Source organism: Halomonas sp. HK25 (genome assembly GCF_047795635.1).
In the GTDB taxonomy this organism is placed as follows: domain Bacteria; phylum Pseudomonadota; class Gammaproteobacteria; order Pseudomonadales; family Halomonadaceae; genus Halomonas.
Map to the genome: position 1 here is coordinate 3451353 of NZ_CP181044.1, position 21560 is coordinate 3472912.

At 67.1% G+C, this 21560-nt stretch carries 20 protein-coding genes; 12 read left to right on the forward strand and 8 right to left on the reverse strand.

Annotated features, from left to right (window positions below):
- Window positions 1-200: 200 nt before the first annotated feature.
- Window positions 201-932, reverse strand: a complete 732-nt coding sequence (nfsA, locus tag ACM26W_RS16245; protein ID WP_416138016.1) for an oxygen-insensitive NADPH nitroreductase — start codon at window positions 930-932, stop codon at window positions 201-203.
- A 235-nt stretch (window positions 933-1167) separates the two neighbouring features.
- Here nfsA and ACM26W_RS16250 point away from each other — a divergent pair, with 235 nt between their 5' ends.
- The gene (locus tag ACM26W_RS16250; RefSeq protein ID WP_416138017.1) at window positions 1168-2025 is read left to right on the forward strand and encodes a sirohydrochlorin chelatase; all 858 of its coding nucleotides are present in this window, start codon (window positions 1168-1170) and stop codon (window positions 2023-2025) included.
- Here the strand turns inward: ACM26W_RS16250 and ACM26W_RS16255 are convergent.
- Together ACM26W_RS16255 and ACM26W_RS16260 are read right to left on the reverse strand one after the other, a co-directional pair.
- Window positions 2022-2774 (reverse strand): class I SAM-dependent methyltransferase, encoded by a 753-nt coding sequence (locus ACM26W_RS16255; RefSeq protein WP_416138018.1) that lies wholly within the window; start codon window positions 2772-2774, stop codon window positions 2022-2024. The genes ACM26W_RS16250 and ACM26W_RS16255 overlap by 4 nt on opposite strands.
- A gap of 39 nt (window positions 2775-2813) precedes the next feature.
- Window positions 2814-3836, reverse strand: a complete 1023-nt coding sequence (locus ACM26W_RS16260) for a C45 family autoproteolytic acyltransferase/hydolase (protein WP_416138019.1) — start codon at window positions 3834-3836, stop codon at window positions 2814-2816.
- Between the two features lie 248 nt (window positions 3837-4084).
- On the opposite strand from ACM26W_RS16260, the gene ACM26W_RS16265 reads away from it, so the two are divergent.
- From ACM26W_RS16265 to ACM26W_RS16280, 4 genes are all read left to right on the forward strand, one after another.
- Window positions 4085-4291, forward strand: a complete 207-nt coding sequence (locus tag ACM26W_RS16265; RefSeq protein WP_410283201.1) for a cold-shock protein — start codon at window positions 4085-4087, stop codon at window positions 4289-4291.
- Window positions 4292-4467: 176 nt separating this feature from the next.
- Window positions 4468-4689, forward strand: a complete 222-nt coding sequence (locus ACM26W_RS16270) for a DUF3820 family protein (protein WP_416138020.1) — start codon at window positions 4468-4470, stop codon at window positions 4687-4689.
- Between the two features lie 21 nt (window positions 4690-4710).
- Window positions 4711-5124, forward strand: a complete 414-nt coding sequence (gene arfB / locus ACM26W_RS16275; protein ID WP_416138021.1) for an alternative ribosome rescue aminoacyl-tRNA hydrolase ArfB — start codon at window positions 4711-4713, stop codon at window positions 5122-5124.
- Entirely contained in the window at window positions 5121-5312 is a 192-nt protein-coding gene (locus ACM26W_RS16280) for a DUF1289 domain-containing protein (RefSeq protein WP_416138022.1), read from the forward strand. The genes arfB and ACM26W_RS16280 overlap by 4 nt, the downstream gene beginning before the upstream one ends.
- On the opposite strand, the gene ACM26W_RS16285 is transcribed toward ACM26W_RS16280, so the two are convergent.
- The 4 genes from ACM26W_RS16285 to ACM26W_RS16300 form a co-directional block, all read right to left on the reverse strand.
- Window positions 5303-5434 (reverse strand): hypothetical protein, encoded by a 132-nt coding sequence (locus tag ACM26W_RS16285; protein ID WP_416138023.1) that lies wholly within the window; start codon window positions 5432-5434, stop codon window positions 5303-5305. The genes ACM26W_RS16280 and ACM26W_RS16285 overlap by 10 nt on opposite strands.
- Window positions 5435-5703: 269 nt before the next feature.
- Window positions 5704-6288, reverse strand: a complete 585-nt coding sequence (locus ACM26W_RS16290) for a GNAT family N-acetyltransferase (RefSeq protein WP_416138024.1) — start codon at window positions 6286-6288, stop codon at window positions 5704-5706.
- 103 nt (window positions 6289-6391) lie between these two features.
- Window positions 6392-7624 carry a DUF3422 domain-containing protein gene (locus tag ACM26W_RS16295; RefSeq protein ID WP_416138025.1) on the reverse strand — a complete coding sequence of 411 codons (1233 nt, stop codon included), beginning with the start codon at window positions 7622-7624 and terminating at the stop codon, window positions 6392-6394.
- Between the two features lie 154 nt (window positions 7625-7778).
- Window positions 7779-8747, reverse strand: coding sequence for a magnesium transporter CorA family protein (locus ACM26W_RS16300; protein ID WP_416138026.1), 969 nt, complete (start codon window positions 8745-8747; stop codon window positions 7779-7781).
- A gap of 239 nt (window positions 8748-8986) precedes the next feature.
- On the opposite strand from ACM26W_RS16300, the gene ACM26W_RS16305 reads away from it, so the two are divergent.
- On the forward strand, window positions 8987-9883 hold the full coding sequence (locus ACM26W_RS16305; RefSeq protein ID WP_416138027.1) for a universal stress protein: 897 nt from the start codon (window positions 8987-8989) through the stop codon (window positions 9881-9883).
- Between the two features lie 45 nt (window positions 9884-9928).
- On the opposite strand, the gene ACM26W_RS16310 is transcribed toward ACM26W_RS16305, so the two are convergent.
- Window positions 9929-10636: a DUF3581 family protein gene (locus tag ACM26W_RS16310; protein ID WP_416138028.1), complete on the reverse strand. Its 708-nt coding sequence runs from the start codon at window positions 10634-10636 to the stop codon at window positions 9929-9931.
- Between the two features lie 117 nt (window positions 10637-10753).
- Here ACM26W_RS16310 and ACM26W_RS16315 point away from each other — a divergent pair, with 117 nt between their 5' ends.
- The 6 genes from ACM26W_RS16315 to ACM26W_RS16340 all read left to right on the forward strand — a co-directional run bounded on the left by ACM26W_RS16315 (window position 10754) and on the right by ACM26W_RS16340 (window position 21529).
- Window positions 10754-14218 carry a hypothetical protein gene (locus ACM26W_RS16315; RefSeq protein WP_416138029.1) on the forward strand — a complete coding sequence of 1155 codons (3465 nt, stop codon included), beginning with the start codon at window positions 10754-10756 and terminating at the stop codon, window positions 14216-14218.
- A 189-nt stretch (window positions 14219-14407) separates the two neighbouring features.
- The gene (gene nhaD, locus ACM26W_RS16320) at window positions 14408-15892 is read left to right on the forward strand and encodes a sodium:proton antiporter NhaD (RefSeq protein ID WP_416138030.1); all 1485 of its coding nucleotides are present in this window, start codon (window positions 14408-14410) and stop codon (window positions 15890-15892) included.
- 337 nt (window positions 15893-16229) lie between these two features.
- Entirely contained in the window at window positions 16230-16676 is a 447-nt protein-coding gene (locus tag ACM26W_RS16325) for a hypothetical protein (protein ID WP_416138031.1), read from the forward strand.
- Window positions 16645-17862 carry a hypothetical protein gene (locus ACM26W_RS16330; RefSeq protein ID WP_416138032.1) on the forward strand — a complete coding sequence of 406 codons (1218 nt, stop codon included), beginning with the start codon at window positions 16645-16647 and terminating at the stop codon, window positions 17860-17862. Before ACM26W_RS16325 ends, ACM26W_RS16330 begins: the two co-directional genes overlap by 32 nt.
- A 17-nt stretch (window positions 17863-17879) precedes the next feature.
- The gene (locus ACM26W_RS16335) at window positions 17880-20717 is read left to right on the forward strand and encodes an EAL domain-containing protein (protein WP_416138033.1); all 2838 of its coding nucleotides are present in this window, start codon (window positions 17880-17882) and stop codon (window positions 20715-20717) included.
- Window positions 20714-21529 carry a PEP-CTERM/exosortase system-associated acyltransferase gene (locus ACM26W_RS16340; protein WP_416138034.1) on the forward strand — a complete coding sequence of 272 codons (816 nt, stop codon included), beginning with the start codon at window positions 20714-20716 and terminating at the stop codon, window positions 21527-21529. Before ACM26W_RS16335 ends, ACM26W_RS16340 begins: the two co-directional genes overlap by 4 nt.
- Window positions 21530-21560 lie beyond the last annotated feature (31 nt).

Here is a 21560-nt window from a genome sequence, read left to right on the forward strand (position 1 = left end):
GGCACCTCCTGTTGGTACTGTCGATGCCCGCCAGGGTTACACCCTCGACCAGGCATGGGATGAAGTTCGCACCGGCGAGAGCCGCGACATGGCCGCCAACGACGACTGATATATCCCGGCTTCTTTCTTGATTGACGCCCCCTCCCAGCAGGGAGGGGGTTTTCTTTGGATGCACCGTTGGGTTCAACGCCGCTGTGGCGTCACTTCATCTCGAAGCCGCGCTTGACCAGAAACTCGCGCATGTGGGGGCGCAGCTTGGTATCGAACAGCGGAGTGAGGTTATTCGACCAGTTGCTCTCCTTGTTGCCGCCCTTCCGCGTCTGATAGTAAGCGTGCATGGTCGCGTCGAAAGCCTCCACCTGTTCGCGGTCGTCGCTGTAGGTGTCCTCCTTGAGAATCGCCTCCACCGGCAGGCGAGGCTTCACGTCCGGCTGATGGGCCGGGTAGCCGAGGCACATGCCGAACACCGGGTAGACGTGGTCCGGCAGGCCCAGCAGGTCGCTGATCTCCTGGGGATTATTGCGCACCCCGCCGATATAGCAGATGCCCAGCCCCTCGGATTCCGCGGCGATGGCCACGCTCTGGGCCATCAGGGCGGTGTCCACGCTGGCCACCAGCAGCTGCTCGGTCATGCCGCGTATCACCCGGGCACCGGTGCGCTCGGCGGCATCGGTGGGACGCTTCATGTCGGCGCAGAAAATCAGGAAGGCGCCACAGGTCGCCACGTAGGACTGACCGCCGGCAAGCTCGGCGATCTTCTCGCGGTTCACCGGGTTCTTCACGTGGATGACCGTATAGGCCTGCACATGGCTCGAGGTAGCCGCGCCCTGGCCGGCGCGGATCAGCTCCTCCAGCAACTCTCGGGAAACCGGCTGATCGGTGAACTTGCGGATTGAGCGATGGGACTTGAGCAGTTCGATGGTCGAGTTCATGAAACCTCGCTGGCATGGCGTCAGTGTCTTCGGGCCGCGGCGATGATTGCCAGGGCCGGCATTCGTTAACCCGCTCATTGTCTATCACATCGGCAGGCCTGGCGCAGCCGGCGGTGGCGACGGCCTTTTCAGCGGAGACGGCGCTGGGTAGTGTGATGCCATCAGGCGAGACGTCGGCCGCATCGGCCGACGGGCTCGCTTCTCGCCAGCGCCGTCCCACCCTTCGAGGCCCCGAATGAAACGCATCCTGCTCGTCGACAACGGCTCCCTGCGCGCCCAGGCCACGCTCAACCTGCGCCGCCTGGCCGGGGAGCTGGCCCGGATGACCGGGGAGCCAGTGGAGGCCGCCTCCCTGCTGCACTCCCACAAGATTCCCGCCGAAAAGCTGGGGGGAGACAAGGCGGTGACGCTGGGCCCGCTGGCCAATCGGCTGGCTGAAGAGGGCGTCACAGAGCTGATCATCCTGCCCTTCTTCTTCGGCCCCAGCCAGGCCCTCACCCACTACCTGCCCGAGCGCCTTGGCGAGGTTCAGGCAAGTCATCCTGAACTCAGCGTGAAGGTGGCGCTGCCCCTGGTCGACACCCTCACCACCCTGGACCTGCGCCTGGCCAGGCTGCTGGCCGACAACGTGCGCGAGGCCATGGCCGGGATGCAGCGACCCACGGTGGTGCTGGTCGATCATGGCAGCCCGATTCCCGAGGTCAGCGCGGTGCGCAACTATCTGTCGGGACAGCTCGTTGCGCTACTGGAGGAGGAGGCTAGCTGCGTCACCTTCGCCTCCATGGAGCGACGCGAGGGCGACGAGTACCGCTTCAACGAACCGCTGCTGGCAGACCTGCTGGCCTCACCGGCACTGGACGGTCGCGAGGTGGTACTGGCCATGCTGTTCCTCTCACCGGGCCGTCACGCCGGCGAAGGCGGCGACATCGCCGAGATCTGTGAAGGGGCCATGGCGCAGTCAACGGGCCTGCGAGTGGTTACCACGCGTCTGGTAGGGGAGCACGACGGCATCCTGGAGATCCTCGCGACTCGCCTGGCCGAGGGGCTCGCCGGTGAGCCGTTGCTGCTGGAGCGGCCGGCCGGCGGCGGCTAACCCTTGCCGGGGACCACGCCGATGAAGATCCGCATGGGGTACTCCCCCTCGGCGATCATGAAGGGCTCGTAGATGCCCTCCAGGTCCTGCTGGTGAAGGTCGAGCCCCTGCTCGAAGAATGCCTGCTCCCAGGTCGCCTGGGTGAAGAGCCCCAGCCGGTGGTGGTCCACCTGGACGTCGAGCTCACCCCCCTGGCGGATCAGGTAGACCAGGGTGGCCTCGTACTGCTCGTCACCCGGCGGCAGCACGTAGTTGTTCTCCAGCACGGTGATGTGAATGCCATCGCGCTCTCCGGTGTAGGCAAAGTTGTTGTCGTGGAAGAGCTCCCGGGGCTTGGTCACCACCAGCATCGCACCGCCGGGGTGCAGGTGGTGACGGGCGGTCTCGAAGGCCAGCGCAAGCTCCTCGCGACTGGCCATGTAGTCGATGCTGTCGGGAACCACCACGGCATCGAACTGCCGCCCCAGGCGCACGCTGCGCATGTCGCCCTGGTGGTACTCCACCTCTGGATTGGTGCGCCGGGCCAGGGTGAGCATGGCGGCGTTGAGGTCCACCCCGGTCATGCGGAAGTGGCCCTTCAAGGCGCGATCGTGGGCGCCGGCACCACAGCCCAGATGCAGCACCTCGCGCACCGGGCGCCGGGTGTGCTCTTCGAGCAGGCGGTGGTAGGTGGCCACTTCCTCCTCGATCCCCTGGGGATCCTCCAGCCACGCCTGGGTCCAGGCCAGTTCGTCATAGGCTTTCCACATGGTCGCTCTCCTCGTCGCCAACCGTCGTTGCCGATAGGCCTACCCTGGGCCGATTCCCCGCCGGACGCCAGCCTCGCCGGGCACGCTGACCTGCCAGGCCGCGCCCTCGGGGGTGAGGCAAAAAAGCGCCGTGGCCAGGGTATTCTCCTCGTCGGGGTCGTCCAATTCGCGGCGGTAGATCGGCAGCCCCGGCCCGCCGGTGTCGCGCAGCAGGGTCAGCGGATCGCGCTCACCGCCGGCGATCAGCGCATCGCCCTGACGCTGGCGATCCGCCGAGGAGACGGTAATCGCCTGGGGCAGGTCGAGATTCAGGCAGTGATTGGCATGCAGAGCCGGCGCGGCAAGCGTCCGGCAGGAGAACCCACCGCCGCCTACCTCCACACTCAGCACCTCGGCATGGCCGGTCTGGGCCAGGGTGTAGTGAAAGCCGCCGCCGGACGGGGCCGCCTCGAGCAGCGCCAGCGCCGCGGCGAGATCGGGCTGGGCCAGCAGGGCGCGACTGAGCACCATGCGCGGCAGCTCAGGCGAGACGCCCAGCAGACGCAGGTTGTTGATGGTGACCACCAGGCCCGCCGCGGTGAGGCTGAAGGTGTGGCCGGGCAGCGAGCCGGGGTAACAAAAGGTGAGAAACGCCGGCTGGCCCACGGGGCGGAGACGCGCCAGGAAGCAGGCGCCATCGAGGCACGGCAAGCCGTCCTCGTTATGGGCAACTTGTGGGACCTCGCCGGGCAGCACCAGGGTGGTACAGCCGTCCGGCACACTGGCCAGCAGATCCCCCCGGCAGTTCCAGGCCACCACCGTCTCGAACGGCAGGCCAAGGCCCTCGGCGAGCCCCTCGAGCTCCTCGGCCACCCAGGGCAGACGCTCGGTGGTGGTGGCCAGCAGGCGGCGCACCAGCGGAGCATGGTGGGCAGCGGTCACGTCCTGCCACAGCCGCGTGGCCAGCAGCCGCTCGTACACGGCTCGCCTGCCCTGTCGCCCCAGCGCCAGGCCGAGCTCGCGGTGGCTGCCGCCAGCCTCAAGCCAGCCCAGCCGGCTCGGCGTGACCTCCGGGATCATCATGATGGCGATGTGTTCCAGATAAATAGTCGGCTATTGATATGCACAGGCAATCGAAAAATAAACGGTGAAAGGCTTTGACCCGCACAAGGATACATGACACTGTAGCGCCAGTTGGTTGGCAAGCAGCATGGTTTCAGTAGCATTCGAATTCTTTCGGCAGCCTGATATTGTCTCCCTTGTTCTACCCGCTCATTCATCTGGGTAACACCAGGAATATCGAAAGGCGCTAAGCGCGAAAGGATTTTATTATGACGACCGGCACAGTCAAGTGGTTCAACGATTCCAAGGGTTTTGGCTTTATTTCTCCGTCTGACGGCAGCGATGATGTCTTTGCTCACTTCTCCGAAATTCAGTCCGAAGGCTTCAAATCCCTGCAGGAAGGTCAAAGCGTCTCCTTTGACGTGACCCAGGGCAAGAAAGGCCTTCAGGCGTCAAACATCAAAGCAATCGCTTGACCCTAACGGTCATGTGATTTCTCGAACCCTTCGGGGTTCGATGACAGGGCCCGCTCATGCGGGCCTTGTTGCGTTGCATGTTTGCCCTGGCAGAACGGGACGCCTCTCCCTAGAGTAGTGCCCCAGCGCCGGTGGGACGCATGACGAAGGTGGGAGAATGGCATGGAGGTAGGTGAATGAATCCCGAGGACCTGAAGACACTGGTCACGATGCGGATGCCCTACGGCAAGTACGCCGGCCGGGTCATTGCCGACCTGCCCGGGCCCTACCTGGCCTGGTTCGCCCGGGAAGGCTTCCCGGCCGGGAGGCTCGGCGCGCTGCTGGCGCTGATGCACGAGATCGACCACAACGGGCTGGGCGAGCTGCTCGAGCCGCTGCGGCCCCAACGCCAACGCTGACCGTAACCCACGAGGAGCCCCATGCTGCGCATCTCCAACTCCGTGGAATTGGCCGACTGGGAGATCGAACTCAACGCGATCCGCGCCCAGGGTGCCGGTGGCCAGAACGTCAACAAGGTGGCCTCCGCCATCCACCTGCGTTTCGACATCAACCGCTCCAGCCTGCCGCCCTTCTACAAGGAGCGGCTGCTGGCGCTGGGCGACCAGCGCATCACCCAGGATGGCGTGGTGATCATCAAGGCCCAGCGTTTCCGCACCCAGGAGCAGAACCGCGAGGACGCCCTCGCGCGGCTGCGCGAGCTGATCCGCGAGGCGGTCAAGCAGCGCCGGGCGCGCAAGCCTACCAGGCCGACCCGCTCCGCCAAGCGCAAGCGGGTGGACGCCAAGACCCGCAAGGGCAAGACCAAGGCGCTGCGCGGGAAGGTGACAGAGTGAGCAAGCAGGAGCCGCGCCACCTGAAGCGCCCCGATTCCCCGTGCATCCAGGTGTGTCGGCTGGAAGGCAACACCTGCCTGGGCTGCCATCGCAGCCTGGACGAGATCGGCCGCTGGTCGCGGATGGACGCGGCCCAACGCGAGATGATCTGGACGCGGCTCGACGCCCTGCCCGAGACTCAGGGCTGAGGCTGGACCCGCATCAGGTCGATGAGCATGGCGACCACCAACAGCACCGCCAGGGCACGCAGCGCATCGGGGTAGCGGTCCCGGGGCGCCGGCTCGGGCCGGGTGTGTCGCGGTTCCTGCATGCATCCTCCTGACGAAAGCGGCGGGCCAGACACACTGGGCAGTGTTGGAGGCGGCTTGTCATGCCCATCATCGCAGACAATCGCTGCTCGGTGCCTCCCGTGGCTGGGAGGAGTTCAGCCGGCGGCACAGGCCACCCGTCCGGGATCGGGCAGGCTGCCGGCCGATGACGAGGGCGCAGGGAGGAGGAAGGAATCACCAGGGCTGAAACGATGGCACTATCGCGCCCTTTGCCGCCTGCCAAGGAGAACACATGCCGGCCTGAAGGCTCCTAGCCGCCCTCAAGGCGACGGGCCATCAGCACCCAGTCGCCGCCATGCGGGCAGCCAGGCCAGGGTACCAGCGGCAACGTCGCCACCTCGTGGAAGCCCAGGTGACCGTAGAACGTCAGAGCAGTGGCGTTCTCCGAGGCAACGATCAGGCTCATTGCGTCGCAGCCGGCGGCGATCGCCGAGGCCTCGGCCTGGGCCATCAGCAGGCGTCCGATACCCTTGCGGCGCGCCTCAGGCAGGGTCGCGATGGCGTTGATATACCAGCTGCCCGGGACCCTGGCCTCGAGGCGCATGAGCGGCTCGACCATGGCGGGGCAGTCGTCCAGGTCCTCGAGGGCGCCGGAATCCGGCAGTCGATAGGCGAGGATCATCCCCACCAGCCGCCCCCGGTCGATGCACACCCTGGCGTGGCGGTAGCTGAAGCCGCCCTCCTGTCGGGCGGCGCGCTGCATGCCGACCTCAAGGGGGGATTCGCCGCCTTCGGCCATCAGTCCCCAGAGATACTCGGGCAGCCCCTCCCCTGCCAGATTGATCAGGTAGGCCAGGTCCCGGGCATCGGCCCGCACCGCATCGCGTAGTCGCATGGTCACCTCCCGAATGAGTAAAGGTGAACACTCGGGCCCGAGGGGCCTGTTCCCAGCATAGTGCCAACCTCCTGCCCCTGCCGGGGTCGAGAGCCACCCGCCGTCAGTGGTTCTTGACCCGCCAGATACGCCAGGCCAGCACGGCGAGGATGCCGAGGCCCAGCGGGCCGATGATGGCGGCGGCCACCGCCGGCACGATGGCCACGCCCAGGGCCCCGAGGCTCTGCAGCCCCAGCTTGAAGAGGCTGAACAGGTAGTAGCTGATCACGATGATCGACAGCCCCTCCACCGCTTTCTGGATCTTGAGCTGACTGCTGGTGCGCTCGTTGAGGCTTCTGAGCATCTCGGCGTTCTGCTCCTCGATCTCCACCTGGGCCCGGGTCCGCAGCAGGTCGTTGAGCCGCGCCACGCTCTCGGCCAGGCCCTGCTGGCGCTGGTGGATCGCCGCACAGAAGTGCACCGTGGGCCGAAAGCGGCGCAGGATGAAGGTGCCCAGGCGAGGGCTGTCGCCGACCCGAGTCTCGCGCAGCTCCTCGATGCGACTGTAGACGATGCGCGCATAGGCTTCGGTGGCGCTGAAGCGCAGCCGGGAGCGGGCGCCGGAGCGCTCGAGCCGTGCGGAAAGCGCCGAGATCGACGCCAGCAGCGGACGCGAGCTCTCCTGCTGCCGCTCGGCATTGCGGTCGGAGAGCTCGCCGAGCTCGCGCTCATGGTGATGCAGCTCGATGCCCAGCTCCTTGGCCAGCGGCAGCGCCAGCGAAGCCATCATGCGGTAGGTCTCGATCTCCAGCAGCCGCCGGGTCATGCGCCCCAGGCGGAAGTCGTCGAGCCCCTGGTTGACCAGCAGCAGGCGGTTGACGCCCTCCGGGGTGAGGCGAAAGTCACTCCAGACGGTGGCGTCGCCGTCACCGACCCGCGAGCCGGCGGGGTCCAGGAAGCCATAGCGTTTGGCGTCGCCGGCCCAGCGGTGGGCCGACTCCACCAGCAGCAGGGTGGCACTGATCAGCGCCGCCTGGTGGGACTCGATCAGCGAGGCCAGTGGCTCGGGTGGTGCCGGCCAGAGCGCTCCCTCGCCGCGGCGCGGCACCAGCAGGGAGAGGGTCAGGAACTCGGTATGGCGCTCCCACTTGAGGACGCGGCCATCCAGGTCGAGGATCTCCTGCACCGCCTCGGGATCGGGAGGCCGGCCGGTCAGCTCGCCCAGTCGGGCGAGGATCGACTCGCAGGCCCCGTCGCCGTCGATGAAGGCGTAGTGGTGGAGATGCGCCGGCTCGCAGAAATGGATCGAGGGTCGGGCGTGCAGCTCGTTGTGCAGTCGCTCGCGCAGTGGGTGCATGGTCGGGGCTCGAAAGGGGGTCTCCCGAGACTAGGACCTGGCTCGCCGATGGCCAAGCACCCTGCGTCAACGCGCCTCGCCCGAGGCCACGGCGAAGACACTCCGTCGTTGAGGTAGTCCCGATGGCTATCGGTCATGCTCATGTCGAGGGCGGCTAGAACCACCCCTTGCGCCGGAACAGCCAGACCAGCCCCACGCCGATGCTCATCATCAGGCCCAGCACCACGAAATAGCCATAGCGGTGCTCGAGTTCGGGCATGTGCACGAAGTTCATGCCGTAAATGCCGGCGATAAAGGTCAGCGGCACGAAGACGGCGGTGATCACCGTGAGAATGCGCATGGTGATGTTGAGCTGATGGGAGGAGAGCGAGATATGACCGTCCACCAGGTCACCGCAGATGTCGTAATACATCTGGGTCAGGGTCAGCAGTCGGTCGAAGCGTTCGTGGACGTCGTTGATGGCGTGCAGGGTATCCTGATTCCCCCGCGGAAGATGGGAGTAGTCGTAGGCGGTGAGTTCCTGGGTGATGCCGACATGGTAGTTGAACACGCGGCGCATCTTCACCAGGCGCGAGCGGTAGCCGATGACCTGGCGCATCAGCGCGTCTCTGCCGTTCAGCATCAGCGCGTCTTCCAGGTCGCTCAGCGCATTCTCGAACTCCAGCAGGCTATCCAGATAGTAGCCGGCGGAGTGGTACATGACCTTCAGCGCGACATGCTCCGTGGAGCGCTGCAGCAGGGCGGCTCCCTCCTGGGCGAGCAGCCGATCGATGCTCTGCGCCCGGCCAGGGTGCAGGGTGAGCAGGAAGCGCTCACCGAGAAACAGCGCCATCTGCTGGGGTGTGTAGTTAAGGTCGGCGTCGAAGGAGGAGATGCCGCGGTAGAGGATCAGGGTGTGGCCCTCGAACTCTTCGATCTTCGGTGGGTGGCGCTCGCGGTGGGCGTCATCGATGGCCATGGGGTGGCAGTCGAAGGCCTCAAGCATCTCTCGTTCGCGGGCCATGGACTCGCCCTGCATATCGATCCACAGGCGGCTGTCCGGCATCTCGCGCCAGCGGGCGATCAGTTCCTCCCCTCCGGTCATGGCCTGGCCCTCGGCGTCCACTATCAGCGTGCGTATCATGGTCCGGTCATCCTTGCGTGACAGGCTTGCGGCTCTCGCGCCTCCTGACAGGCACTTTACGGCATGCCGGCCGACGCTGCCCAACGCTCGCCGCCAACGCCATCGTTGCTGATACCAATCAGCGAAATGGTGCAGAGTAGGCGACCCGAGGGGAGGCGACGCCGGCCGGTAGAGGCTGCTAATCTAGTCCCAGCCTCGCCCCTCAGGGGCAACGACAGTCATCAAGGGAGAATGTGTCGATGAGTGAGCAGGTCTCACGGATCATCGTCCCGGTGGACGGTTCACCGACAGCCGCCGCCGCGGCCCGCCACGCCAGCCTGCTGGCGAAGCTGCTGGACGCTCCGCTACAGCTGCTTCACGTGATGCCGCTCAACGCGGCAGAGCTTTGCGATATTCCCGCCAACCGTCAGGCCGAGGCCGACCATGACCGGGCGGTGCGCCTCGAGATCGCCGAGGCGGCCTTCGCCAAGGCCCGCCAGGCGATCGACCCTGAGCTGACGCCGGCCCCAAGCGAGGTGGTACTGGAGGACAGCACCTTCATCCGTCACCCGGAGCGGGCCATCATCGCCCATGTCCACAGCCAGCCCGACTGCCTGCTGGTGCTCGGCGCGCGCCACCTGAGCGAGGTGGGCAAGTTCCTGCAGGGCAGCGTCAGCAACGAGGTGGTACACCGCGCTCGCTGTCCGGTGACCATCGTTCACGACGATGCCAGTATGCTGGAGGCCTCGGGCATCGGTCGGGTGCTGCTCCCGGTGGATGGCTCGGCCCACGCCAACCAGGCGGCGGGGTTGGCCGGCGCGCTGGCGCGCAGTGCCGAGGTGCCGGTGGAACTGGTGTTCTGCCAGCCCGGCGGCCAGGCCAACGGCGTGGAAGATGACGAGGAGAGTCAGGCCGAGCGAGTCTTCCGTCTGGGCCGAGAGGCACTGGGCGAGATCCCGAAGGGCGTGGAAGAGGTGCTGCTCCATGAGGAGCGCTTCGCCGAGGCGATCGTTTCCCGCGCCCGCCACCACCTGTCCGAGCGACCGATGATCGTCATGGGCAGGCGCGGGCTGGGCAAGTGGCGGGAGTCGCTGCTCGGCAGCGTCAGCCACCGGGTCATCGATCTGGCGCCCTGCCCGGTCACCGTGGTGGTCTAACTCTATCTGTTGAATCCGGCCCACCCGGCAGAGGGTGCGCTGGTCTCAGGCTTCGTAGGCGGCCTTGAGGCGATAGAAGTCGGTGACAATCTCGTCCATGGCAGTCGAGTCATAGTCGCACAGGCCGCTGACCACCAGCTTCTTGGAGCCGGAGCCAACGGACGCGCCAGCGGACTGGATGCGAAACTCCAGCAGGCAGTCGCCGCGCTTGCCGTTCACTTCCAGGGAGGAGCGGTCCAGTGCCAGCTCCGGCACCAGGCCATCGAGTCGGTCGAGCGCAAAGCCCATGCTGTCGTAGATCACCAGCGGGCGGCGAGGATTGAACATCACCCCCTTCTCCTCCATCAGCGGCTTGAGGTAATGGGGGAAGTTCTTGCCGGAGAAGGCCACGTAGCAGCGGGTGAAGGCCTCCACCACGGCCTCATCGCGGGTCGTCTCGCCGCTGCGCTCGACTTCGAGGTAGCACTTGCCGTTATCGTCGCAGACGCGGATCAGCCCATCCTCACCCTCCTGGAAGCACAGTGGCGTGCCGCCGCCCACCATGTTCAGGAAGCGAAAATCCATCCGCTGCGAGAGCCCGAAGCGTGCCAGCACCAGGGCGAACAGCAGGTCGCCCGGCACGCAGAAGCGACGCGCATCCGGGTTATGGATGGGGTTGTAGTCGCCGGCGATTCCCTTGGCGAAACGACTGGCCTGCTCGGCGGAGATGCAGACGCGCTCTCCTGCCGGCGAATTAAATTCATCGAGAAACATGCGTGCTGTGCCTGCCCTGCGTCGTTGGCGATCCAGATCCTGCCGGCGGCTGCCGGAGCGCAGATGATGCCATAAAACCCTCGCCAACGAAGCCTCGTTAGGCGCTACCATGGGCCAATGGGCAATCAAAGCGACGGCAAGAGGCAGGAAAAGAGGACGCCGGGGAGCAGGCCGTGGCGATGGCTGGGCTGGGCGGCTGGCCTCGTCGCGCTGGTCCTGGGCGGTACGGTCCTGGCCCTGCCCGCCCTGCTGGACAGCGCCTGGCTGCAGGCTAGGTTCGCAAGCCAGGAGGGGCTGTCGATCCGCTGGGAGGGCTCACGCCCCGGCTGGAGCAGCCTGGCGGTGGAATCCCTGATCATCGAGCGTGAAGATGCCTCGCTGCCGCTCACCCTGGAGGTGGACGCCGCCCGCCTGGCGCTCTCCCTGCCCGCCCTGCTGACCCGGCGCCTGGCGATTCGCGAGCTCGAAGCCAGCGGCCTGAGGCGCCTGGAGATCGACCGTCATCGGCTGAGCGGCGAAGGCCGGCTGGCGCTGTCGGACATCGACCTCGCCCGGGACACACTGGGCGTGGGGCGACTCACCCTGGCGCTGCAAAAGGCCACCCTCACCCGCGACGGGATGCGGTTGGCCGAGGACATTACCCTGGCCGCCGACCTGAGCGCGGAGCCCTTCGATCCCGCGGACCATCCCGGCCAGGCGGCGCTGCGGTTTCTCTCCGGCGAACTCAGCCTGGCGGCCCGCGCCGACGCCTGGGACCTCTTCACCCCCTACCTGGCGGAGCTGGGCTGGCTGGGCCTGGCCGGCCGCGGCAGCCTCGAGGGCACACTGGCGCTGGACCAGGGCGTACTCGCGCCGGGTAGTCGGCTGGTGCTCGACTCCCCCGACCTTGGCGTCACCCTGGATGAGACCGCCCTGCTGGCAGGCAGCGGCGATGCCGACGACACGCCGGCCTGGGTGGTGCCCGGCGAGACCTATCGCCTGCGGGGTGCCGGCCGCGTAGCGGCAAGCGTCAGCGATGAAGACCCGGCGCCCGGCGATGCGCCGGCCGGCCGGCTGACGGTGACCCTGGAGAATCTGGCCATGCACCAGGGCGAGGAGCCGACACCGCTGCTGACGGGACAACGCTTCGATCTCACGGCGTCGCTGCCGACGGATCTCGCCGCCGCGCCGGCACCGCCCGATAGCGCCACACTTAGTTGGCAGGCGGCCACGCTGCCGGATGTTCGCGCACTGGCTCGCTTCCTGCCCGAGCGCACCCCACTGACCCTGAACGGCGGGCGCGCCGCCCTGGACGGCCGGCTGAACTACCGGGCGGGAGAGCTCACCGGCGCCTTCACCCTGGCCGGCGAACGGGTCGCCCTGACCCTTCAGGAGCAGCCGCTCAACGGCGACCTGCGCCTCGACCTGATGCTGGCCCGGCTCGACCCCGAGGCCCGCGAACTGGATCTCTCCGGCACTCGCCTGCGGCTCGACGTCACCGGCGACGAGAGCGCCGATGCCCTGGCTCTGGATCTGACCCTGGAGGCCGCCCGGCTGACCTCCCGGGTGCCGCTGGACACACTGTGCGATCATCCGGAACCACCCCTGGACGGCGAACTGGCTCTCTCCGGGCGCCTGGACCGGCTGGGGTTCCTGGACCCCTACCTGGCGGGGCTGTTCGAAGGCCGTGGCATCGGCTTGAGCGGGGGTGGCAAGCTGAGCGCCAGGGCGCGTCTGATGGATGGCCGGATCGATGCCGGCAGCCGTCTGACGGTGGCCAGCGATGCGCTCGGGGTGAGCCTGCCCCACGCCCGCGCCGAGGGCAGCGGCAGCTTCCAGGCCGAGTGGCGCGACAACGACGTCCTGCCGCTGCGGCTGGACGCCCGCCTGGAGGAGGCCGGGGTCACCCGCCACAGCGACGGTGCACGCCTGCTGGAGGGCGCCCGCCTGACCCTGGAGGCCGAGGGCCGTCCGCCGGAGGCGGGCGAGACGCCGCTGCCCCAGCGAGCCATGCTCGCCTGGGAGGGCGCCAGCCTGGCGAACGTGGCGGTGCTGGCGCCCTACCTGCCCGAGGGCGCCCCCTTCGCACTGGGCGGCGGTCGGGCCAGCAGCCGGGGCCGCCTGACACTCGAGGAGGAGCGCATCAGCGGTGATATCTGGCTCGCAGGCCGCCAGATCAGCGGCCAGTTGTTGGGCGAGGCGGTCTCGGGTGAGATGACCCTCGAGCTGGCGCTGAGCGAGGCCGCCCTGGACGGCAGCGAGCTCGACCTCTCCGGCAGCCGCCTGACGCTCTCCGCAGCGGCCGGTAACGCCGACGCCGAGCAGCGGCTCGGCAGTGTCCTGGTGGCCCGGGAGGCACGTTTCACCCGCCTGAATGAACCCACCGCGCGCCAGGGCCGGCTGGTAATGGAGGGCATGGTCGACCGCCTGGGGTTCCTGGACGCCTTCCTGCCCCGGGAGCAAGGGCTCACCCTGCGCGGCAGCGGCCGGTTCGAGGCCGAGCTGCGCCTGCGGGGCGAGCAGCTGCTGGCGCCGAGTCATCTGCGGGTGGATGCCGAGGACCTCGCGGTAGGCTTTCTCGACTACCGGGCGGTGGGGCGCGGCGAGCTCAACGCGCGCCTCGAGGGTGAAGGCCCCGGCGCCCGCCTCACGCTCTCGCTGTCGCGCTTCGCCCTGCGCCGCGAGGCAGGGGGACACGGGGAGACAGGGCAGGAGCGCACCTGGCTGGCCGGGCGCCACCTGACCCTGGAGACCGCCACGCCGCATTTTTCCACAGACCCGGAGCAGATCGACGTCGCGTCCTTCACCACCCGGGTGGCGCTGCCCATCGTCGAGGTGCCCGACCTGGCCCTCTACAACGCCTACCTGCCGGAGAGCGCCGGACTCGAACTGCTTGGCGGGCGCGCCAGCCTGGAGGCTTCGCTTGCGATGGAGGGCCTGGGCGCCCGCGGCGACCTGGTGCTGCAGGCGTTCGGCAGCGAGCTGCGACTGGCCAGCCAACGGCTGGCGGGCGACCTGCGCCTGGAGGCACGCCTGCGCGAGGGCGACCTGGCCGATCGGCGCTTCGATGCCTCCGGCTCGCTGCTGCGCCTGGACAATGTCACCCGCCGGGATGCCGATGGCCAGGGCGAGGCCGGCTGGTGGGCGCGGTTGTCCCTAGAGGAGGGCCGGCTCACCTGGGCAGAGCCGCTGGAGGTGGAGGCCCGCCTGGGGCTCGCCATGCGCGACAGCGGCCTGCTGGCGCGGCTGTTCCTGGCCGGCGCCCGGGAGCGCGACTGGCTGGGGCGACTGCTGACCGTGCGCGACATCCACGGCGAGGCGCGGCTGACCATGGCGGCCGACGGCATCTACCTGGACGAGGCCCGGCTGGAGGGCGGCCCGCTGGCCCTGCTGGCCGATCTCGCGTTTCGCGAGGAGCGCCTGGACGGCCAGCTCTACGCCAGGCTGGGGCGACTGGCCGTTGGCGTCGCGCTGCAGGATGGCGAGCGAACGCTTCGCTTCTGGCAGCCGCGCCGCTGGTTCGAGGGCGAGGATCGAGGCGAGGATGCTCCCCTGAAGGAGACTACACCGGAGGGGTTCCAGGAGGCCCTGACTCCACGCTGATCCAACGCCATTCGGGCCCTATTGGCCGCTGTATGAACCAAGGTCCTGAAGAAAGTCGTTAGCATGCAAAAAAAGCATGCAAAACGCCTCCATGGCGGGGTCCCTGGCCGCACTGCACTGCACCATCGCATGCTAGAATCAGCGCGCTTCTCCACCCTCCCCGCAACCCCTCCTCGGGACACTGCAACCATGCCGACAATCGAAAGAATCGCCCCACGGCCCCGGCGCCCTGCCCGGTGGTCGAGTTTTCTCGTGTTCGCCATTCTCACCCTGGTGTTCAGCCCCGCCGCCCATGCGGTGACCGGCACGCTGGACATGACCGGCTCCCTGGTCGGCGTGCTGGCCGTGAGTATCTTCGTCCTCGCCTATGCCCTCGTCATGGGCGAGGAGAAGCTGCACATGCGCAAGTCCAAGCCGGTGCTGGTCGCCGCCGGCATCATCTGGGCGCTGATCGGCTGGGTCTATGTCCAGTCGGGCATGCCGAACGAGGCCGAGCACGCCTTTCGCGAGACCCTGCTCGAGTTCACCGAGCTGATGCTCTTCCTGCTGGTGGCGATGACCTATATCAACGCCATGGAAGAGCGGCGCGTCTTCGACGCACTGCGCTCCTGGATGGTGCGAAAGGGCTTCAGCTACCGCCAGCTGTTCTGGATAACCGGCGTGCTGGCCTTTCTTATCTCGCCCATCGCCGACAACCTGACCACCGCGCTGCTGATGTGCGCCGTGGTGACCAAGGTCGCCGAGGGTGACAAGCGCTTCATCAACCTCTGCTGCGTCAACATCGTGGTGGCCGCCAACGCCGGTGGCGCCTTCAGCCCCTTCGGCGACATCACCACCCTGATGGTATGGCAGGCGGGCATGGTGCAGTTCTATGAGTTCTTCGAGCTGCTGGTGCCCTCGCTGGTCAATTTCCTGATCCCCGCCGTGGTCATGAGCGCCTTCATCAAGAACCGCAAGCCCGACAGCGTGCAGGAGGACGTATGGCTGAAGCGCGGAGCGCTACGGATCATCGCGCTGTTCCTGCTCACCGTGGCCACCGCCGTTGCCTGTCACACCCTGCTGAACCTGCCGCCTGTGCTGGGCATGATGACAGGCCTTGGCTACCTGCAGTTCTTCGGCTACTACCTGCGCCGCACCCTGCCGCGCTCACTGGAGAAGAAGCGCACCCGCTATAGCCAGCGCGGCGACGACAAGAAGCTGGCCCAGCTGGGCAGCGTGGTGCCCTTCGATGTCTTCAACCGCGTGGCCCGCGCCGAATGGGACACCCTGCTGTTCTTCTACGGTGTGGTGATGTGCGTCGGCGGGCTCGGCTTCATGGGCTACCTGGGGCTGCTCTCCGAGGCGCTCTACACTGGCTGGGGCGCCACCTGGGCCAATATCGCCCTCGGCCTGATCTCGGCAGTTGTGGACAACATCCCGGTGATGTTCGCGGTGCTGACCATGCAGCCGGAGATGTCCCACGGCCACTGGCTACTGATCACCCTGACCGCCGGCGTCGGCGGCAGCCTGCTCTCCATCGGCTCCGCCGCCGGCGTGGCACTGATGGGCCAGGCCCGCGGCAACTACACCTTCATGGGCCACCTGCGCTGGGCCCCGGTCATCGCACTGGGCTACATCGCCAGTGTGGCCACCCACCTGTGGCTCAACGCCGACAGCTTTGCCGTCTTCAACTGATCTAGCGTAAAAAGCCGTGCCAAACCCCGGCGGTGATCGACGCCGGGGTTTTCCCGGCGTTGATGCCCCTGCTTTACATTGCCTTCCAATGATGTAGCGTATAGTCAATTCGCCTTAACGGCACAGTCGCACAGACGAACGAGATGGCTGCCAACACCATAACCAGACAGCCACGCGGTATGCAGGAGAGAAGGCCCGCGCCCGGAGCCCCGCACAAGACGGCGCCCGCGGCTGAAGCGAATCATCTACGGGGAACTGATACGCCGATGCTGTCCTCCATCTTGTTGCCCCCAGCGGTGACACCCCACCGCCTGTCCAGACACCACGAGGTCTGCCGGTGGCATGGCTGAGGCGTGGCCTGCTGGCGGCCCTGCTGGTGGCCCTGCTAGCGCCAGCAGGGCTCTCCTTGGCGGCTGCCGACGAGAGCCCGGTACTGCTGGTGGCTCACCCCGATGTTCGAACCGTCCGCCTGACCCGTGACACCACCCGTGCCATCTTCGCCATGCGGCAGCGCACCTGGCCGGATGGCCAGGCGGTACGCGTCTTCGTGCTGAGCAACGACAGCCCAGTGCATGGCCGCTTCGCCAAGGAGCGCCTGGCCGTCTATCCGCACCAGCTGCAGCTGGCCTGGGACCGTATGGTATTCTCCGGCACCGGCCAGGCCCCCACGCGAGTCTTCTCCCAGGCCGAAATGCACGAGCGTATCGCCAGCACACCCGGCGCCCTGGGCTATCTGGAAAGGGAGTACCTGGATGACCGTGTCCAAGTCGTTTCAATGGAGTGAGCACCGGGCCGGCCTGGCGCTGGCTGCTCTGCTGCTGGGCGGCGTCGCCCCGGCCGCGGCGGATAGCAACATGCTGGACACCCTGCAGCTGCACGGCTTTCTCAGCCAGGCATTGGTGATCACCGATCACAATGATTTCTTCGGGTCCAGCAGCAGCGATGGCGGCAGCCTGAAGTACACCGAGATCGGCGCCAATGCCTCCCTGCGCCCCCACAAGGACGTGCTGATCGCCGCCCAGGTACTGAGCCGCCGGGCCGGCGGCGACGGCCGGGATGCACGTCCGATACTCGACCATGGGGTCGTCGACTATCAGATGGTCTCCGGTCCGATGCGTTCCCTGGGCATGCAACTGGGGCGTTTCAAGAACCCCTTCGGTTTCTACAACCAGACCCGAGACGTGGCCTTTACCCGTCCCAGCATCCTGTTGCCACAGTCGATTTACTTCGACCGTACCCGCTCACTCGGCCTCGCCGCCGACGGTCTGTCGCTCTACCATGAGGAACACCTGAAGAGCGGCGCCCTGAGAACCCAGCTCGGGGTTGGCATGACACAGGCGGGTGACGACCTGAGACGCACGATGCGGTTGGAGAATACACCGGGCTCCCTGGAGCCCCGAATCTCGGGCATCGGCCAGATACGCTACGAGCATGACGGGGGAAGGGTAGTGGCGGCCCTGAGTGCCGCCCATGCCCGTGCGCGCTTCGAGTCCGACACGCCCTTGGAAAGCGATGGCACCTTCAGCTTCCGTCCCTGGATCCTCTCCCTTCAGTACAACGAAGAGCTCTGGAGCCTGACCGCAGAGTACGCCCTGCGCACCTCAGTACTGGACGGCTTCACCAACCCCTTCCTCAATCAGAACGTGACCGGGGAAAGCTGGTACCTGCAGTACACCCGCCGCTTCCATGACAATTGGCAGTGGCTGATCCGCTACGACAGTCTGACCAGCAACCGGGATGACCGCTCGGGTTCCGCCTTTGAAGCCAGCGGTGCCGGCCCGGCCCACAGCCAGTTCGCGGAGGACTACACCCTGGGGCTGCAGTGGACCGTCAATCCACACGTCATGCTCGCGGCGGAGTACCACTACGTGGATGGCACCGGCTGGCTGCCGATCCAGGACAATCCCGACCCTTCGGAAACCAGTCGCCGCTGGAACATGCTGCTGTTCCAGCTATCGCTTCGCTTCTGACGGATATCCTGCCCGGCATGAACCCCTCGCCTTCCATCAGGACCCCCCGCCTCAGCCTGACCTGGCGGGTCATCGCCCTCAGCAGCCTGCTGCTGCTGGGCCTGGTGGTGCTGTTCTCCTGGCTCGGCCACACCAACCTGACCCGGCAGTTCGAGTCGAGCCGAGCCGAGCACAACGAGCGTCAGGTGCGGGAGATCCGCCTGGCCCTGGAACGCTCCGAGGAGGGGCTGCGCCAGCTGGCCTCCATGGTGGCCTCGGTGCAGGTGCTCGGCGAGGCGCTCCAGGCCGGCCAGCCGGACCAGCTGGTCAGTGCGCTGGAGACCCAGTGGCCTACGCTGCAGCTCGAGGCCGGCATCGACGAGATCCTGGCCTTCGACAGTGACGGGGTTCAACACGCCGCCTGGGGCGAGGGCCAGGCGCTGAACCAGCGGCCTGTCGAGGAGTGGGCTAACCGCGTCCTGCGCGACGAGATGCCCGTTACCGCCCTGCGCTGCTCCAGCGACTGCCGGCAGTACGCGGCGGTTCCGGTGCTGGTCGATGGGGGAAGCGTCGGCACCATCATCCTGTCGCGCTCGCTGGCCGACGTCACCCGGCAGGCGCAGCAGGTTTCCGAGAGCGACGTGGCCCTGCTGGTGGTCGGCAACCTGGACGGGGTCGAACTGTCCGAGGAGAGGACCATCGCGACCTGGGGAGGGCACCTGGTGGCACTGACCCGCCAGGCGCAGTACCTGCCGCTGCTGAGGAGCGCCGCCAGCCAGGCCTCCGTCGAAGAGCTGCTCCAGCAGCCATTGAGGCTGCACCATCTTGGCCGCGACGTCGAACTCAGTGCACTCCGGATGGATGAGGACAGCGACCAGCGCAGCAGCGGCTTCTTCCTGCTCGCCTCGGACATCACCCCCCAGATCAACGCCATCGGTCATGACACTCGCGTGCTGGTCGTCGTCGGCCTCGGCGGCTGGCTGGTGGCGGAGCTGCTTATGCTCGCCATCCTGCTCAGTCCCATGGCGCGCCTGCGCCGAATCGCCGGCGTGCTGCCGGCGCTGGCACGTGGCGGCTTCGCCGAGGCGCGAGCCACCATCCCGCGACCCAGGCGTCGCCTAGCCGACGAGATCGACATACTGGAAGGCTCCACCCTGGCGCTGGCCAGCCAGCTGGAGACCCTGGAGCAGGAGGTCTCGGCCCGCGGCCAGCAGTTGGCCGAGCGGGTCGAGGAACTGGCAAGGGAGCGAGACTTCATCGGCAGCCTGCTGGATACCGCCCGGGTCTTCATCGTCACCCAGAATGCCAGCGGTCGCATTGGACTGGTCAACGACTATGCCTTGACGATCATGGGCACGGAAGAAGGGGCGCTGCTGAACCGCCTGTTCGAGGATGTCTTCGCTCCGGGGGAGACACCGGATGATCTCCCCCCCAGCATGCCGCATCTGGAGGAGCGCCCGCTGGTCACCGCCGATGGCCGTCAGCATACCATCGCCTGGTACCACGCCCCGCTGCCCGGCGGCAACGGGGCGGCGCCCGGGAGGATATCGGTCGGTCTGGACATCACCGAGCGCAAGGCGGCCGAGGCCCGCCTGACCTGGCTGGCCGAACGCGACCCCCTGACCGGGCTATACAACCGTCGCTACTTCCAGGAGGCCCTAGGCGCGGCACTGCTGAGTGGACGACGGGGCGCCATGCTGCTGATGGATCTCGACCAGTTCAAGGATGTCAACGAGCTCTGCGGCCACCAGGCCGGCGACCTGCTGCTTCGCAAGGTGGCCGGCGTGCTCACCGAGGAGCTCGGCCACCGGGGCGTCATCGCGAGGCTGGGGGGGGACGAATTCGCCCTGCTGCTCAAGGACGGGGATGCCGACCTGGCGATCAGGGTCGCCCAGCAGATCAACCGGATCCTCGAATGCACAAGGTTCGATGCCGAGGAAAGGCGCCATCGTGTCTCGGCCAGTACCGGCATCGCCCTCTTCCCGGAACATGCCGAGAACCCCATCGACCTGATGGCCAGCGCCGACATGGCCATGTACAAAGCCAAGGCCTCCGGCACCCAGCGATGGCACCTGCTCGCCACGGCGCAGGGTGCGCGCGAGGAACTCCAGGAACGGGTCTACTGGGAGGAGCGCGTCCACCGGGCCCTGGAGGAGGACGCCTTCGAGCTGATGGTGCAGCCCATTGTGCGCCTTGAGGATCGGGATGTGCGCCACTACGAGGTGCTGCTGCGCATGCGTGATGAGGACGGCAGCCTGGTCTCCCCCGGCTGCTTCATCCCGGTGGCCGAACGTAGCGGGCAGATCATCGCCCTGGACCGCTGGGTCCTGCGCCACAGTCTCAGGGCCCTGGCCCGTCTGCAGGAACAGGGGGTGAGCCTGGCGGTGAACCTCTCGGGGCAGTCGCTGCATGACGAGGGGCTCCAGCCGTACCTGGCCGATGAACTCGCCGCCAGCGGCGCCGACCCCGAGTACCTGATCCTCGAGGTCACCGAGACCGCAGCGGTGACGGACTTCTCCACGGCCCGTGGCGTCCTCCAGGCCATTCGTGATCTCGGCTGTCGCACGGCCCTGGATGACTTCGGGGTTGGCTTCAGCAGCTTCCACTATCTGGGCCAGCTGCCGGTGGACTACATCAAGATCGATGGCAGCTTTATCCGCAACCTGCCGACCAGCGCCGATAGTCGCGTGATCGTCAGGGCAATCGCCGATATCGCGGCTGGGTTCGGCAAGCAGGCCATCGCCGAGTTCGTCGACAAGGAGCCGTTGATCGAGATACTGCTCTCCTACGGCGTCCAATACGGGCAAGGCTTCCATCTGGGGCGCCCGGAACCTCTCGACGACATACTAGCGCGCCACCAAGGAGACGGGGCATGACCACGAGACGACACACCGACACCGGGGCCTCCCCGGCGAGCCAGCGCTATGCCCGGCTGCTCAAAGACTTCGACTTTCAGCTGGCGGCCAGCCAGGAGCAGCGGCTGGAGGTCTACCACCTTCGCCACCAGGTCTATTGCCAGGAGATCGGGTACACCCCGCCGGATGGGGGCGCCGGCGAGCTCGAGGTGGATCCCCATGATCGCCACGCCGTTCACTGTCTGCTCCGGCACCGACGCACCGGGCTAGCCGCGGGATGTTTCCGGCTGGTGTTTCCGGATCCCATCGCCCCCAGGGCATCGCTGCGCCTGCCGCTGCAGGAGTATGGAGGCCGCAGCCTGACTCATGCCCACCTGCACCCCAGCCGGCTGCCCTTCCATGAGATCTGCGAGGTATCGCGGCTCGCCACGGCAAGGGAGTTTCGCCACCACCCCGTCGGCTACGAAACCCTCTCTGCCGACTCTCCCCACGAGCACTTCTCGGACGAGGAGCGTCGGCTTTTTCCGCTGATCACCGGCGCCGTCTTCCTGGCCACCCATGCCCTGGTAGAGCTGGCGGGACGCCGACACATCTTCGCGATGATGCAGCCCAGGTTGCCACGGCTACTGGCCAGGTCCGGCTTCCATTTCCAGCTGATCGGCAAACCCATCGAACTCCACGGCGAACGCAGCGCCTATTACATAGACAACCAGGTTGCCGAGGCGGAGATGCAGGATGACCTGCGCCCCTTCTATCGATGCATCAAAGATGCGTTGTCTCCCCAGTTGGCCGGCGCCCTACCACCGCCTGTCCGGATAGCCATCCCGTCATAGCAGGCTGTCGCTCACCTTCGGGAGGGCCAGC

What these genes read in the sequence shown, in the direction of transcription:
- nfsA (WP_416138016.1), bottom strand. Translation starts at nt 932, where the DNA reads ATGAACTCGACCATCGAACTGCTCAAGTCCCATCGCTCAATCCGCAAG.
- ACM26W_RS16250 (WP_416138017.1), top strand. Translation starts at nt 1,168, where the DNA reads ATGAAACGCATCCTGCTCGTCGACAACGGCTCCCTGCGCGCCCAGGCC.
- ACM26W_RS16255 (WP_416138018.1), bottom strand. Translation starts at nt 2,774, where the DNA reads ATGTGGAAAGCCTATGACGAACTGGCCTGGACCCAGGCGTGGCTGGAG.
- ACM26W_RS16260 (WP_416138019.1), bottom strand. Translation starts at nt 3,836, where the DNA reads ATGATGATCCCGGAGGTCACGCCGAGCCGGCTGGGCTGGCTTGAGGCT.
- ACM26W_RS16265 (WP_410283201.1), top strand. Translation starts at nt 4,085, where the DNA reads ATGACGACCGGCACAGTCAAGTGGTTCAACGATTCCAAGGGTTTTGGC.
- ACM26W_RS16270 (WP_416138020.1), top strand. Translation starts at nt 4,468, where the DNA reads ATGAATCCCGAGGACCTGAAGACACTGGTCACGATGCGGATGCCCTAC.
- arfB (WP_416138021.1), top strand. Translation starts at nt 4,711, where the DNA reads ATGCTGCGCATCTCCAACTCCGTGGAATTGGCCGACTGGGAGATCGAA.
- ACM26W_RS16285 (WP_416138023.1), bottom strand. Translation starts at nt 5,434, where the DNA reads ATGCAGGAACCGCGACACACCCGGCCCGAGCCGGCGCCCCGGGACCGC.
- ACM26W_RS16290 (WP_416138024.1), bottom strand. Translation starts at nt 6,288, where the DNA reads ATGCGACTACGCGATGCGGTGCGGGCCGATGCCCGGGACCTGGCCTAC.
- ACM26W_RS16295 (WP_416138025.1), bottom strand. Translation starts at nt 7,624, where the DNA reads ATGCACCCACTGCGCGAGCGACTGCACAACGAGCTGCACGCCCGACCC.
- ACM26W_RS16300 (WP_416138026.1), bottom strand. Translation starts at nt 8,747, where the DNA reads ATGATACGCACGCTGATAGTGGACGCCGAGGGCCAGGCCATGACCGGA.
- ACM26W_RS16305 (WP_416138027.1), top strand. Translation starts at nt 8,987, where the DNA reads ATGAGTGAGCAGGTCTCACGGATCATCGTCCCGGTGGACGGTTCACCG.
- ACM26W_RS16310 (WP_416138028.1), bottom strand. Translation starts at nt 10,636, where the DNA reads ATGTTTCTCGATGAATTTAATTCGCCGGCAGGAGAGCGCGTCTGCATC.
- ACM26W_RS16315 (WP_416138029.1), top strand. Translation starts at nt 10,754, where the DNA reads ATGGGCAATCAAAGCGACGGCAAGAGGCAGGAAAAGAGGACGCCGGGG.
- nhaD (WP_416138030.1), top strand. Translation starts at nt 14,408, where the DNA reads ATGCCGACAATCGAAAGAATCGCCCCACGGCCCCGGCGCCCTGCCCGG.
- ACM26W_RS16330 (WP_416138032.1), top strand. Translation starts at nt 16,645, where the DNA reads ATGACCGTGTCCAAGTCGTTTCAATGGAGTGAGCACCGGGCCGGCCTG.
- ACM26W_RS16335 (WP_416138033.1), top strand. Translation starts at nt 17,880, where the DNA reads ATGAACCCCTCGCCTTCCATCAGGACCCCCCGCCTCAGCCTGACCTGG.
- ACM26W_RS16340 (WP_416138034.1), top strand. Translation starts at nt 20,714, where the DNA reads ATGACCACGAGACGACACACCGACACCGGGGCCTCCCCGGCGAGCCAG.